This window comes from Amphritea opalescens, assembly GCF_003957515.1.
GTDB lineage: Bacteria > Pseudomonadota > Gammaproteobacteria > Pseudomonadales > Balneatricaceae > Amphritea > Amphritea opalescens.
Genome location: NZ_RQXW01000014.1, coordinates 79,665 through 92,470, shown reverse-complemented (window position 1 = coordinate 92,470; position 12,806 = coordinate 79,665). Strand labels below are relative to the sequence as shown.

At 49.0% G+C, this 12,806-nt stretch carries 14 protein-coding genes; 5 read left to right on the top strand and 9 right to left on the bottom strand.

From position 1 onward, the window contains the following. Positions 1-176 precede the first annotated feature (176 nt). The 4 genes from proB to rplU all read right to left on the bottom strand — a co-directional run bounded on the left by proB (position 177) and on the right by rplU (position 3,335). Positions 177-1,301, bottom strand: coding sequence for a glutamate 5-kinase (proB, locus tag EH243_RS14540; RefSeq protein WP_126159395.1), 1,125 nt, complete (start codon positions 1,299-1,301; stop codon positions 177-179). 82 nt (positions 1,302-1,383) lie between these two features. Continuing rightward, positions 1,384-2,580 carry an Obg family GTPase CgtA gene (cgtA, locus tag EH243_RS14535; RefSeq protein WP_126159394.1) on the bottom strand — a complete coding sequence of 399 codons (1,197 nt, stop codon included), beginning with the start codon at positions 2,578-2,580 and terminating at the stop codon, positions 1,384-1,386. 161 nt (positions 2,581-2,741) lie between these two features. Next, entirely contained in the window at positions 2,742-2,999 is a 258-nt protein-coding gene (gene rpmA, locus EH243_RS14530) for a 50S ribosomal protein L27 (RefSeq protein ID WP_126159393.1), read from the bottom strand. A 24-nt stretch (positions 3,000-3,023) separates the two neighbouring features. Next, positions 3,024-3,335 (bottom strand): 50S ribosomal protein L21, encoded by a 312-nt coding sequence (gene rplU / locus EH243_RS14525; protein ID WP_126159392.1) that lies wholly within the window; start codon positions 3,333-3,335, stop codon positions 3,024-3,026. Positions 3,336-3,562: 227 nt separating this feature from the next. Here rplU and ispB point away from each other — a divergent pair, with 227 nt between their 5' ends. From ispB to fabB, 3 genes are all read left to right on the top strand, one after another. Then, complete coding sequence (gene ispB, locus EH243_RS14520) at positions 3,563-4,531, top strand: octaprenyl diphosphate synthase (RefSeq protein ID WP_126159391.1); 969 nt, start codon at positions 3,563-3,565, stop codon at positions 4,529-4,531. A 360-nt stretch (positions 4,532-4,891) separates the two neighbouring features. After that, complete coding sequence (gene fabA, locus EH243_RS14515; RefSeq protein ID WP_126159390.1) at positions 4,892-5,407, top strand: bifunctional 3-hydroxydecanoyl-ACP dehydratase/trans-2-decenoyl-ACP isomerase; 516 nt, start codon at positions 4,892-4,894, stop codon at positions 5,405-5,407. A 78-nt stretch (positions 5,408-5,485) separates the two neighbouring features. After that, complete coding sequence (fabB, locus tag EH243_RS14510) at positions 5,486-6,703, top strand: beta-ketoacyl-ACP synthase I (protein ID WP_126159389.1); 1,218 nt, start codon at positions 5,486-5,488, stop codon at positions 6,701-6,703. A gap of 62 nt (positions 6,704-6,765) precedes the next feature. Here fabB and EH243_RS14505 read toward each other — a convergent pair whose 3' ends face one another. The 4 genes from EH243_RS14505 to moaA form a co-directional block, all read right to left on the bottom strand. Next, positions 6,766-7,509, bottom strand: a complete 744-nt coding sequence (locus EH243_RS14505) for a lysophospholipid acyltransferase family protein (RefSeq protein WP_126159388.1) — start codon at positions 7,507-7,509, stop codon at positions 6,766-6,768. Positions 7,510-7,557: 48 nt separating this feature from the next. After that, positions 7,558-8,037 carry a cyclic pyranopterin monophosphate synthase MoaC gene (gene moaC / locus EH243_RS14500; protein WP_126159387.1) on the bottom strand — a complete coding sequence of 160 codons (480 nt, stop codon included), beginning with the start codon at positions 8,035-8,037 and terminating at the stop codon, positions 7,558-7,560. Next, the gene (locus tag EH243_RS14495; protein WP_126159386.1) at positions 8,034-9,158 is read right to left on the bottom strand and encodes a 1-acyl-sn-glycerol-3-phosphate acyltransferase; all 1,125 of its coding nucleotides are present in this window, start codon (positions 9,156-9,158) and stop codon (positions 8,034-8,036) included. Before EH243_RS14495 ends, moaC begins: the two co-directional genes overlap by 4 nt. A gap of 121 nt (positions 9,159-9,279) precedes the next feature. Then, positions 9,280-10,293, bottom strand: a complete 1,014-nt coding sequence (gene moaA, locus EH243_RS14490; protein WP_126159385.1) for a GTP 3',8-cyclase MoaA — start codon at positions 10,291-10,293, stop codon at positions 9,280-9,282. A 91-nt stretch (positions 10,294-10,384) separates the two neighbouring features. On the opposite strand from moaA, the gene EH243_RS14485 reads away from it, so the two are divergent. After that, positions 10,385-10,753 (top strand): SirB2 family protein, encoded by a 369-nt coding sequence (locus tag EH243_RS14485; protein WP_126159384.1) that lies wholly within the window; start codon positions 10,385-10,387, stop codon positions 10,751-10,753. Between the two features lie 36 nt (positions 10,754-10,789). Here EH243_RS14485 and rfbD read toward each other — a convergent pair whose 3' ends face one another. Then, complete coding sequence (rfbD, locus tag EH243_RS14480; protein WP_126159383.1) at positions 10,790-11,722, bottom strand: dTDP-4-dehydrorhamnose reductase; 933 nt, start codon at positions 11,720-11,722, stop codon at positions 10,790-10,792. 253 nt (positions 11,723-11,975) lie between these two features. On the opposite strand from rfbD, the gene EH243_RS14475 reads away from it, so the two are divergent. After that, positions 11,976-12,632 carry a TetR/AcrR family transcriptional regulator gene (locus EH243_RS14475; RefSeq protein ID WP_126159382.1) on the top strand — a complete coding sequence of 219 codons (657 nt, stop codon included), beginning with the start codon at positions 11,976-11,978 and terminating at the stop codon, positions 12,630-12,632. The last annotated feature ends 174 nt before the right edge of the window (positions 12,633-12,806 follow it).

Sequence of the window (12,806 nt, the reverse complement as noted above, 5' to 3'; positions counted from 1 at the left end):
GGCCTGAGAGGTCTTGAGGCGACTTAAAACGGCCTCAAACTATTGCCCCAGTATTTTGTTAATAAAACAGTCATGGCGCTAGAAAAGCAAAACCCCAGCAAAAATACTGGGGTTTATCAGTAACCTGACCGGCCTTGGCCGGTTTTTTTTTGCTTTAAATATAATGGATATAAAACTCAGACCAATACCAGATTATCTCGGTGCACCAACTCTTGCTCGCCGACAAACCCCAGCACGGTTTCTATATGCGAACTCGGATGACCAATGATCTTCCGCGCATCCTCAACCCCATAATTCACCAAGCCACGAGCGATCGCCCGGCCAGACTCATCACTAATCACCACCATCTCACCACGGGAGAAAGACCCTGCCACCGACTTAACACCGGCAGGCAATAGACTCTTACCGCGCTCAACCAAGGCCCGCACGGCGCCCTCGTCTAAGGTTAAGGTACCACGCGCCTGAAGATGCCCTGCAATCCACTGTTTACGCGCCGCCACAGGTGACTTCTCAGGCACGAGCACCGTCCCCAACACCTCAGCCTCACGCAATCGCAATAAGATATTATCTTCTCGACCACTGGCAATAACAGTCACCGCGCCCGAGCGAGCCGCCAATTTCGCCGCTCGCACCTTAGTCGCCATCCCCCCCTGACCCAAACGACCGCCGCCGCCAGCCATAGCATCCAGCGAACGATCACCCGCTTTCGCCTCAGAGATTAAGGTTGCACTTGGATTTGAACGGGGATCGGCCGTATATAGACCATTTTGATCGGTCAACAAAATCAAGGCATCCGCCTCGACCAAATTAGCCACCAGAGCACCAAGAGTATCGTTATCGCCGAAGCGAATCTCTTTGGTGACTACGGTATCGTTTTCGTTGACCACCGGCACGACACCCACCGACAACAAGGTCTTAAGTGTGGCCTGGGCATTGAGATAACGCTTACGGTTGGAGTGATCTTCATGGGTTAACAAAATCTGGGCCGTTAAGGCATTATGGCGACGAAAGTTAGTTTCGTACGCTTGCACCAAGCCCATCTGCCCAACAGCGGCGGCCGCCTGAAGCTTATAAACCTCATAAGGGCGCTCTCTCCACCCCAAGCGAACAATCCCTTCAGCTATAGAACCGGAAGAGACCAAGACAATCTCAAGACCATCCTGTCGCAACTGAGCTAACTGATCGACCCAGCGACCGATCGCCGCCAGATCCAACCCTTCACCATCATTTGTTAGTAACGCACTACCAATTTTAACAACCCATCGACGGGAGGTTTTCAGTTTATTACGCGCTGCACTCACGGATCACTACTCTCTTGAAAGACGCAACTAAGACCACTTTCATTCTCACCACCCGCAAGCAGTGAAGCAGCCCAAACCTGTCTTAATTTTTGACGTATTCCACTTCAACGTCATAATCATCATCGTCGAAGTCTTCAAAATCATCATCGCCACGACGCTTAGCACGTACTTCTTCACGCATCTGCTCGATCCGCTCACGACCTTCACGGTCGATTGCGCGTCGAACTTCAAGCTCAGCTTCCACCAACTCAGGCATCTCTGCCACCCGTTCAGCCAACTGATCAAGAAACACCTGAATATCCTGCACTAATTGCTGGGTACCCATCTTATTAATCGCTGAGATTCGATAAACCGGACCTTCCCAGCCAAGCGCATCAACAACCGACTGACACAGCGCTTCCTGCTCTTCTTCAGGCACCATATCCAGCTTATTAAGCACCAACCAACGCGGCTGAGCGGCCAGTGTCGGGCTAAACTTTTCCAACTCCCGAACGATCACACAGGCAGAATCAGCCGGCGTTTCACCATCCCACGGCGCCATATCAACAAGATGCAGCAGAATTCGGTTACGCGCCAGATGCTTCAAGAATTGAATACCTAGACCCGCCCCCTCAGCAGCACCTTCGATAATGCCCGGAATATCGGCAATAACGAAGCTCTTATGCTGCTCAACACTGACAACCCCAAGGTTAGGCACCAGCGTGGTAAACGGATAGTCAGCGACTTTCGGTGTTGCCGCCGAAACGGAACGAATAAAGGTCGACTTACCCGCATTAGGCAAGCCCAGCAAACCCACATCTGCCAACACTTTCAATTCAAGCTTGACGTTTCGAGTCTCACCCAGACTACCATTGGTGGTCTGCCGAGGCGCACGGTTTACACTGCTTTTGAAGCGTGTATTGCCTAAACCATGAAAGCCACCCTGAGCGATCTTCTCAATCTGACCCACCTGAGTCATATCGGCAAGAACCTCATCGGTGTCGATATCGACCACAGTGGTGCCCACGGGCACCTTCATGATCAAATCTTCACCCTTGGAGCCGGTACAGTTACGGCTTTGACCGCCTTTACCATTCTCAGCCTTATAACGCGGCTGAAAACGGTAATCGATCAATGTATTCAGAGACTCATCCGCCTCTACATATACCGAACCACCATCACCACCGTCGCCACCATCCGGGCCACCTTTCGCGATATATTTTTCCCGGCGAAAGCTTAGGGTGCCATTGCCGCCCTTGCCCGCCTCGATCGTAATCGTCGCTTCATCTACAAATTTCATATTACACCTCCAGTTATACTGGCATTCTGTGCACATTACCGGCAACAAACCGGCTGTTGATAAGACCCGCCCTGCAGACCTTTTCAACAACAAGCTTAATTAGCCATTAAAAACAAAAAAAGCCCCGCAACCGCGGAGCTTTTTTAAGCATAAAAGCCGTATTAAGCGGTTTCTATAGTAATATACTTACGCTTTTGCGGGCCTTTAACAACAAACTTAACAACGCCGTCTGCAGTCGCAAACAGAGTATGGTCTTTACCCATACCTACGTTAACACCAGCATGGAACTTAGTTCCGCGCTGACGAACAAGAATGTTACCAGCCGTTACTACCTGACCACCGAAACGCTTAACACCTAAGCGTTTCGACTCGGAGTCACGACCGTTACGAGTACTACCTGCCGCCTTCTTATGAGCCATTTGTCACTCTCCTATCGAATAGTCTTAGGCACTAATGCCAGTAATTTTAACTTCAGTGAAGTGTTGACGGTGACCCATCTGCTTCATGTGATGCTTACGACGCTTGAATTTCATGATATGAACTTTCTTAGCGCGACCGTGGCTTACAACTTCAGCTGTAACCTTAGCACCTTCAACAACTGGCGCACCGATTTTAACATCATCGCCATCTGCAACCAGTAAAACGCGGTCAAATTCAACATTAGAACCCGCTTCTACAGCCAGTTTTTCCAGTTTCAGCGTATGGCCTTCCTGAACTCGGTACTGTTTACCGCCGCTCACAATTACTGCGTACATTTTAATCTCCAGTTTAAAACCCACCCTGCTACTAAATAACACGCCTACTTCTAATGGTTGAACCATATGGTAGGGAGCGAATTTGGATGGGTTAGGGCGCGAGATTATATAGAAACATGGAATATGACTCAAGTAGAAATATAGATAATAACCCGACTTTCTTGACACTCGCATACGCACCCCCTAGCATGCGCCAATACCAATTTAAGAGCCTAGTATCAGTTCCTATGCTGCCACATCAGTTAAATCCAGCTATTGAACCGCAATTTGAAGCGGTAAACGACTATATTATCAACCACTTACACTCAGGTGTGCCACTGGTTGAAAAGATCGGACATTACATTGTCGAAAGTGGCGGTAAGCGGATAAGACCGTTACTGGTACTCCTTGCTGCCAATGCTGCCGGCTATAAAGGCGAGCATCACGTGCCACTCGCCGCCCTGATCGAATTTATCCACACCGCTACTCTGCTGCATGATGATGTTGTGGATAATTCAGAGCTGCGCCGAGGCAATGATACTGCTAACGCTAAATGGGGCAACGCACCTAGCGTGCTAGTAGGCGACTTCCTTTACTCCCGCTCATTTCAGATCATGGTTGAGATCAGCAAGCTGGAAATTATGGCGGTGATCTCCAACGCCACCACCATCATCGCTGAAGGCGAAGTCATGCAGTTGCTTAATGCACGCAACCCTGACACCACCGAAGATGCCTATATGCAGGTGATTTTGGGTAAAACCGCCATGCTGTTTGAAGCAGCGACCGAAGCCGGTGCGATTTTGGCCGACGCCAGCAAAGAAGAGCAGGAAGCCTTGCGGCTCTATGGTCGCCATATCGGCATCGCCTTTCAGATCATCGACGATGTGATGGATTATCTCAGCACTGCAGAAGAGATGGGTAAAAATGTCGGTGACGACTTGGCCGAAGGCAAAGCCACACTGCCACTCATCCACGCCATGCAGCATGGTAACGATGAACAGCGCACGCTGATCCGCCAAGCTATCCGCAAAGGGGGCCTAGAAGATCTGCAACCCATTATGGATATTGTTCACGCGACGGGGTCTATTGATTACTCCCGTAACACCGCCTACGCCGAAGCCGATAAAGCGATCAAAGCACTCGATGCTCTGCCGGACAGCTCGTTCAAACAGACCATGATTCAACTGGCAGATTTAGCGGTTAAACGCAGCAGCTAAATCTGCAATCACGGCTTGAAGGGCGAATCACACAGAGTTATTAATCTGAGCCTATACCGCCCTTTACAGCTAAGTGTTTGATCTCTAAATCAACTAGCAAGCTATCAACAAGGCGGTTTCGAGCAACGCTCAACCGCTTTTTACCTTGTTATTCGCTGACCAGTGATAATGACTTAACTCGCCGCTAAGCCCCGTACTCTCGCAAAATTCCCGCTAAATCCTGTGATAAACCGCCCTAAAAACGACGAAATCTATCTGAATTTACCGTTTTTGCTGATACAGACCGTGATCCCTGACCACTAAACCGGTATAATCCCACCGATATTTTGGCTATAAAAAAACAGTGGGTATACAGCTCAGATGACAAAACCTTCCTCATTTAATCGAGAAGAACTCCTTCAGTGCGGTAACGGCATCATGTTTGGTGAGGGTAATGCCCGCCTGCCGATCGGCAACATGCTGATGATGGATCGCATCACTATGATCACCAGTGAAGGCGGCAAATACGGCAAAGGCTATATCGAAGCAGAGCTGGATATCCATCCCGATCTTTGGTTTTTCGAATGCCACTTCCCAACCGATCCGGTTATGCCTGGCTGCTTAGGCCTAGATGCAATGTGGCAGATTGTTGGTTTCTTCCTTGGCTGGCGTGGCAATAAAGGCCGCGGACGCGCGCTCGGCTGCGGTGAAGTTAAATTCACTGGGCAAATTTTGCCAACCGCTAAAAAAATAACGTATCGTATTGATCTATCGCGGGTGATTGAACGCAAACTGGTCATGGGCATTGCCGACGGCAGCGTATCCGTTGATGGCCGCGAAATCTATACCGCTAAAGATCTGCGGGTAGGCCTGTTCGTATCTACCGATAGTTTCTAAATAAACGAAGCCGTCACAGCCGCCATGGGCAGCTGTAGATCTATACTTACAATATTTACTGAATAAAAGAGGCATCCTATGAGACGTGTAGTTGTTACCGGAATGGGTATCGTATCTTGCCTAGGTACTGATAAAGAAGCCGTCTTGGACTCACTGAAAGAAGGCCGTTCTGGCATTAAGTTTCAGGAAGAGTACAAAGAGCTTGGGTTCCGCAGCCAGGTAGCTGGCAGCATCGATTTGGATTACACCGATCTAATCGACCGCAAACTGGTTCGTTTCATGGGTGATGCTGCCGCTTATGCGTATCTCTCAATGGACCAAGCGATTAAAGACGCTAATCTTAGCGAAGATATGGTATCTAATGTCCGTACCGGTCTGATTGCCGGTTCTGGCGGCGCATCCTCTGCCGATATTGTTGAAGCAGCTGATATCCTCCGCACCAAAGGTGTTCGTCGTGTTGGCCCATACCGAGTTACCCGCACCATGGGTTCAACGGTATCCGCTTGCCTAGCAACACCTTTTAAGATCAAAGGCATTAACTATTCTATCACCTCTGCCTGCGCCACGAGCGCCCACTGTATCGGCAATGCGATGGAACAGATTCAGCTCAATAAGCAAGACATCGTCTTTGCCGGTGGTGGTGAAGAACTACACTGGTCTCTAAGTATGATGTTTGATGCTATGGGTGCCCTGTCTAGCAAGTATAATGAAACTCCCGAAAAAGCATCCCGTGCTTACGATGCCAACCGTGATGGTTTTGTCATCGCTGGCGGCGGCGGCATGATCGTACTGGAAGAGTTAGAACACGCTAAAGCCCGTGGCGCCAAGATTTATGGCGAGCTGGTCGGTTACGGCGCTACCTCTGACGGTTACGATATGGTTGCTCCTTCCGGTGAAGGCGCTGTACGCTGCATGAAGCAGGCGATGAGCACTGTTGATGGCGGCATTGATTACATCAACTCCCACGGCACCTCGACCCCTGCTGGTGACATCCAAGAACTGAAGGCGATGAAAGAAACCTTCGGTGCTGACATGCCTCCGGTTAGCTCCACTAAATCACTGACAGGCCACTCACTGGGCGCTACCGGCGTTCAGGAAGCGATCTATAGCCTGCTGATGATGGAAAACAACTTCATCTGCGCATCCGCTAATATTGATGACTTAGATCCAGCGGCTGAAGGCCTGCCGGTTGTTACTGAACGCAAAGACAACGTTGATCTGCAACGGGTTATGTCTAACAGCTTCGGTTTCGGTGGCACCAACTCCACATTGGTCTTCGAGAAATTCGCAGGCTAATCGATAGCTTAAGCCCATTAAAAAACCCGCCAATCGGCGGGTTTTTATTATCTCGAAAATCCCTACTCATCTACCAGGTGGAGATCACGCATCTGCGCTTCCAACCAACCAATGGAATCACTGTGAATCTCGTCAACACTACGATCAACTGATTCAACGGCCGTACCAATCCTAACGGTGATAGTGCCCGGATATTTCACATAGCTCTTACCCGGCCAAAATAAACCCGCATCATGGGCCAAGGGAACGATAGGCACCTGAGCACTCGCCGCCAGCATCGCGCCACCTTTATTAAACTTACCCAGCTTACCCGCTTCAACCCGAGTGCCCTGTGGAAAAATAACGACATTCACACCTTCCGCCAAACGCTCCTTACCCTGCGTTAACAACTGCTTCAGCGCACCACGACGTTTACTGCGATCGAGGGCAATCGGCTTCAGCATCGCCAGCGCCCAACCAAAGAACGGTATGTGTAACAACTCCTGCTTCAACACAGCGCTCTGTGGACGAACGAGGGTTTGTAGAAAGAGCGTTTCCCATTCGCTCGAATGGTTGGCGACCAACACATACGCTTTATCTTTAGGCAGATTGTCACGACCTTCAACACGGTATTTAACGCCGCAGCACAGGTAGAGCCAAGCCATACTAAAATAGTTCATCAGGGTAAATAGTTTAAAGCGGGGACGAAACGGCAGCGCCCAACCCACCAGCAAACAAAAGGCGGCAAACAGCAAGGTCACCGGATAAAAACCGATGTAAAACAGGGTTGCCCGTAGATATAAAAGCAGAGAGGGTTGTCTGGTCATCGCCTGATCACTATCCTTTTCCGGCATGGAATCTATGTTACGGTGAAGTTAAACGTCCACTTTCCAGTGACCCGTTTTACCACCTTTTTTTTCTAACAGCTTGATCTCAGAGATAACCATCCCTTTATCCACAGCCTTACACATATCGTAGATGGTTAACGCAGCGACTGAAGCCGCCGTCAGCGCTTCCATTTCAACACCGGTCTGACCGGCCAGCTTGCACGTCGCCAAAATTAACACCGAGTCCGATTCAGGCTGCGGCAACAGCTCAACCGAAACTTTACTGAGCATCAACGGGTGACACAACGGAATAAGATCAGCGCAGCGCTTAGCCGCCTGAATACCCGCAATCCGTGCAACCGTCAGCACATCACCCTTTTTATGCTCACCGGCACTAATCATACGCAGGGTCTCGGGCAGCATACTAACCACCGCCTGAGCCGTCGCTTCTCTGCTGGTTACCGCTTTTGCAGATACATCCACCATGTTCGCATGACCATGCTCATCCAGATGTGTTAATCGGCTCATGCTGTCTCCTGATATTTCTGCTTATTTAACACGGGATTGGCGTACATCTGCCGAAGAATCTCCGCGGCGGAATCGGATAGACCTTCAAACCGCGCTTCAAACTGAGCTTTCTGTTCAGCATCAATACCATCGGTGTCGATACCCGCGGCGAGCAGATTAGAGGGGTGTAAATAATAGCTTTCAATAATCTGCCGATCGATTTCAGCGGCCAGCTCTTCTGGCGTATCCATCGGGGCGATCACCTGACCAAAGGCAACATGCACATGCCCTTTATTGCCATTGATACCCGCCACAATACTCTCAATATCTTCAAACTGTGACTTTTGGTATTCCCCACCCTGCTGCCTAGCATCAAGTTCCAGCGCTTTGGCTCGATCACAAGGATCATATTCATAGGAGATAGACACTGGTACGATCTTTACTCGCTCGACAAACTCAGCAAAGCTACGCTGTTTACGGTGGGTCATATAAAACATTTTCAGGATCGCCGGATCGGTAAAGTCATTACCATCTTTTGCCCGCCCTTCCCGCTGCGCAATCCAAATACTGGCTTCATCCTGTATCAGCGAATGATCAATATAAGCCGACAGCTGCCCCAGCGCCGTGAGTACTTCCCGCCCCTTAGCCGAACGGTTAACAATAAAGCTTTTATTCAAGCGCATTAAGTCAGAGACATAGGGCTTACGTAACAAGTTATCACCGATCGCGATACGCAGGGTATCGAAATCATTTTGATACAGGGCCCAATTAATAAAAGCGGGGTCCATCGCAATATCACGGTGATTGGAAACAAAGAGGTAAGCTTCATCAGTTTCAAGCTCTTCAATACCACTGCAGGACAGACGGGTGGTGGTTCGCCCAATCATCTTAGTCATATAACTGGCAATGAGTGTTTGAAAGTCTTGAATGGTTTCGATGTCACCGGTTTTTTGAGCTAAAAAAATACGGATCGCCGGTTTCAATAACCAACCAAACAGAGATGCCATCTGCGGAAACTGATAACGTGTTAACACCGAGATTAGCTCATCATCATGTATCAGCCGGTTCAGGACATCGCTAACCTCACTATCATGATAGGGACGAATATTCTGAAATGGATCATTGATAGGGCTGGCTGACATTCTGCCTCCTGGGCATTACAAATATTAAGGCGGGTATTTTACAGGGAGACAGGAATAATTTCAGCGCACATTATCTATTCTTTAGATTAAACCTAAGAGAAGGGTCAATAACTTGGCGACATCAGCCGCCGGTCATATTCATAAAGCGAACGATTTGCGGCGCATCGTCATCAAGATCGAAGTGATGTTGTTCAGGTTTAAGGTCCATGGCTTGGATCAGATGCTGCTTCAGCCGTTCGATATCACCTGGATGCTCGCGGATGACCTGACGCAGATCCATCGAGTGCTCATTACCCAAACAGAGTAATAAACGCCCTTCCACCGTCATCCGCACCCGATTGCATTCACTGCAAAAATTATGGCTGTGGGGCGAAATAAAGCCGACCCGACTATCACTATCGGCCATCCGGTAATAGCGTGATGGCCCACCGGTTTTCTCGGTACAGTCGATCAGGGGATAGGCAGGTTTAATCAACGCCAATAGCTCATCACTGGAACAGTAAGCTTCGGCGCGATCATGTTCCGTTATCGCCCCCAGTGGCATCTCTTCAATAAAGGTAATATCTACTCCTTTATCCCGCGCGAAGCTGATCAGATCGAGCACTTCATCATCGTTGCGGCCTTTCAACACCACCGCATTCAACTTAATCCGCTTAAAACCCGCCGCCACCGCGGCATCGATACCTGCTAACACCTGATGCAAGCGACCGGTACGGGTCAGGCGTTTAAATTTATCGTCCTGCAGGCTATCAAGGCTGATATTCAAACGGTCAACGCCTAAACGCTTTAGGTCCGCTGCCATACCCGCTAACTGTGAACCATTGGTTGTAATCAACAGTTCAGCCGGTAGTTGCCCTAATTTTTCAACGAGACTCAAAATGCCTCGACGTACCAGCGGCTCACCACCGGTTAGACGGATCTTATTCACCCCTAAGTCTACAAATGCTTGGGCGACAAAATACAGCTCTTCTAATGACAGCACTTCACTACGGGGCAGAAACTCCATCTCTTCGGCCATGCAGTACACACAGCGAAAATCACAGCGATCGGTCACTGACAGGCGAATATACTCAACCCGACGACCAAAACGATCGACAAGTTGACTGCTATTGTTTTTATTCGTTGTTGTCGTCATCTTCGGGCTAGTATCTCATGGTATTTTCGGCAAAAATATACCCGACCATTTTCATCGGTTATATCACCTATTCTAAACGAGTCCCTAACGAATGTATTTAGCACTGAAACATACCCATATCACCTTTGCCGTTTTGAGCATTCTGCTTTTCAGCCTCCGCGGCTTCTGGATGTTAACCACCCCTGCAAAACTGCAACGACGCTGGGTAAAAATTGTACCTCATATTATCGATACCCTTTTGCTGATAAGCGCCATCGCGCTGACCGTTACCATCAATCAGTATCCTTTGACCCATGGCTGGCTGACCGCAAAGTTAATCGCATTAGTGGCTTATATTGGGCTGGGCACTATCGCCCTAAAGAGAGGAAAAACTAGGAATATCAGAATATTAGCCTTTATCATGGCATTGGCTTGCGTGGTCTATATTGTCTGGGTCGCACTGCGTCACTCAGCGTTCTAGATCGGCAGTCACTAGGGGGGAGTGGTATCGGCTCCCCTAAGCCGTTATATCGTTAATCTCTTCATTTTGGTACTGCTCACGAATCATCGCCACCAGCTGACTCCGCCAAGGGCGCTGACGGATACCAAAATGATTCAGTAGCTTGGTGCAGACTAACACTGATGAAGCAGGCCGCTCCGCATCACTACCTAAATCAGATGAACTAATCGGAATCAGCTTCTCAACCTTCAGTTTTTCATATTGCCCCGCCGCCGCTAAGACCGCCTCGGTAAAACCATAACGGGTCGTCACCTCAGCACAGCAGTAATGGTAGGTTCCCCAGTTTTCCGCACCGTTATGCAGTTGTTTCAGAATAGCCACAATCACCCGAGCAATATCGCTCGCCGAAGTAGGACAGCCTCGTCGATCATCCGCCGCAGAGATCTCTTCCTGCTGACGTGCTTGTAATAACGCTCGACGCATAAAGTTATCGCCGATAGTGCTGAACACCCAGCTCACCCGCAAAATAACATGCTTCGCTAAAACCGACCGTAACACCTCTTCGCCCTGCCATTTGCTCTCTCCATAGAGACCCAAGGGGTGTGCTTGATCATCTTCGGTATAGCCGCTGGCGTAATGCCCATCAAAGACATAATCAGAGGATAGGTGGATTAGAGGGATAGCCAACTCGTTGCAAACCAAGGCCAAGTTTTCAACGGCATCTCTATTCAGCGCAAAACAACGTTCAGAGTGTGCTTCAACTCGATCTACCGCATTAAAGCCGGTGGTATTAATAACATAATCAGGTTGATGCTCACTCAGCTGCTGTTGCACCTGTTCGCGACTACTGATATCCAATTTTGAATCAGTAAAGGCAACCACCGAAAAGAAGGGGTCATTCTGAGTTGCTTGATTTAAAAAATAGCCAATCTGGCCATCTACACCGGTAATCAATATTTTCGCCGGAGTAGTCAGAAAATCCTGTGTCATTAAACTCTTGGCTCCACCTATGAAGTATCTAGAAAAGATACCATAACTGCGTATCTGCAGTGCAAAAAAAAGATCAACTCCGTCATGTTATGTTAACCCTCGCTTAAACACCATAAAGACAGAGCCTGTTATTTCATTCATCTCCTGCTGTCCAATAATAAAGTGAAGCGCAGATAAAATAGGATGCGGCCTACTGATGGACGTTTTTTTTACGCTATAATTCGCCCTCACTTTGCTATTTGAGATCCCTTTCATGCCGTTAGACATCAATTCACATACGGAGGAAAAACCTGCCGGTCGCATTCGACAACGCAACGAGCAACGGATTCTCGCCGCCGCAGAACAGGAATTTGCGACCTGTGGATTCAAAGGGGCCAGCATCAGAGAGATCGCTACTCGGGCGAATTTGCCCAAAGCAAACATTCACTATTATTTCAAAAATAAACTAGGGCTCTATTTCGCCGTACTCAGCGATATTATTGACCTATGGGATAGCACCCTTAGCCATCTAAAACCAGAAGATGACGCCACTGAAAGCCTAACCCATTATCTACGCCGAAAAATCGAATTTTCCCGTGATCACCCGCTCGCCTCGCGTATTTTTGCCAGCGAGATCATTAGCGGCGGCCCTAATTTAAACGACTATTTCAGTGAAGGCTATGAAGCTTGGTTTCGCTCGCGGACGGCGGTTTTTGAGCAGTGGCAGCAGCAGGGTAAGCTCGATTCAGAGATCACCCCAAGCCATCTTATCTTTTTACTCTGGTCCAGCACGCAACACTATGCCGATTTCGCCCTGCAGGTATCATCCGCCCTCGGCAAAGAGACTTTAGATGACAACGACTATGAACAGGCCATCAGCACCCTAACCCATATTATTCTTAAAGGTTGCGGTATTACCCCACTAAAATAATCCATTAACACCTCAATGTATCAACAGGTATGATCATTCGATTGATAAATCGGCGCCTCACAAGGGTGCGGCTCCGTTTAAACGACGAGCCTATCTGGTGCAACAGCACCCTCGAGCAGGATCAGTCACGGCCGATAACACTCAGATAGGCGCGACCGGTAAAGATTAGCTGCC

Bases quoted from the DNA above. Each gene is read 5' to 3' on its own strand.
- cgtA (WP_126159394.1), bottom strand. From the start codon at position 2,580: ATGAAATTTGTAGATGAAGCGACGATTACGATCGAGGCGGGCAAGGGC.
- rpmA (WP_126159393.1), bottom strand. From the start codon at position 2,999: ATGGCTCATAAGAAGGCGGCAGGTAGTACTCGTAACGGTCGTGACTCC.
- rplU (WP_126159392.1), bottom strand. From the start codon at position 3,335: ATGTACGCAGTAATTGTGAGCGGCGGTAAACAGTACCGAGTTCAGGAA.
- ispB (WP_126159391.1), top strand. From the start codon at position 3,563: ATGCTGCCACATCAGTTAAATCCAGCTATTGAACCGCAATTTGAAGCG.
- fabA (WP_126159390.1), top strand. From the start codon at position 4,892: ATGACAAAACCTTCCTCATTTAATCGAGAAGAACTCCTTCAGTGCGGT.
- fabB (WP_126159389.1), top strand. From the start codon at position 5,486: ATGAGACGTGTAGTTGTTACCGGAATGGGTATCGTATCTTGCCTAGGT.
- EH243_RS14505 (WP_126159388.1), bottom strand. From the start codon at position 7,509: ATGACCAGACAACCCTCTCTGCTTTTATATCTACGGGCAACCCTGTTT.
- moaC (WP_126159387.1), bottom strand. From the start codon at position 8,037: ATGAGCCGATTAACACATCTGGATGAGCATGGTCATGCGAACATGGTG.
- EH243_RS14495 (WP_126159386.1), bottom strand. From the start codon at position 9,158: ATGTCAGCCAGCCCTATCAATGATCCATTTCAGAATATTCGTCCCTAT.
- moaA (WP_126159385.1), bottom strand. From the start codon at position 10,293: ATGACGACAACAACGAATAAAAACAATAGCAGTCAACTTGTCGATCGT.
- EH243_RS14485 (WP_126159384.1), top strand. From the start codon at position 10,385: ATGTATTTAGCACTGAAACATACCCATATCACCTTTGCCGTTTTGAGC.
- rfbD (WP_126159383.1), bottom strand. From the start codon at position 11,722: ATGACACAGGATTTTCTGACTACTCCGGCGAAAATATTGATTACCGGT.
- EH243_RS14475 (WP_126159382.1), top strand. From the start codon at position 11,976: ATGCCGTTAGACATCAATTCACATACGGAGGAAAAACCTGCCGGTCGC.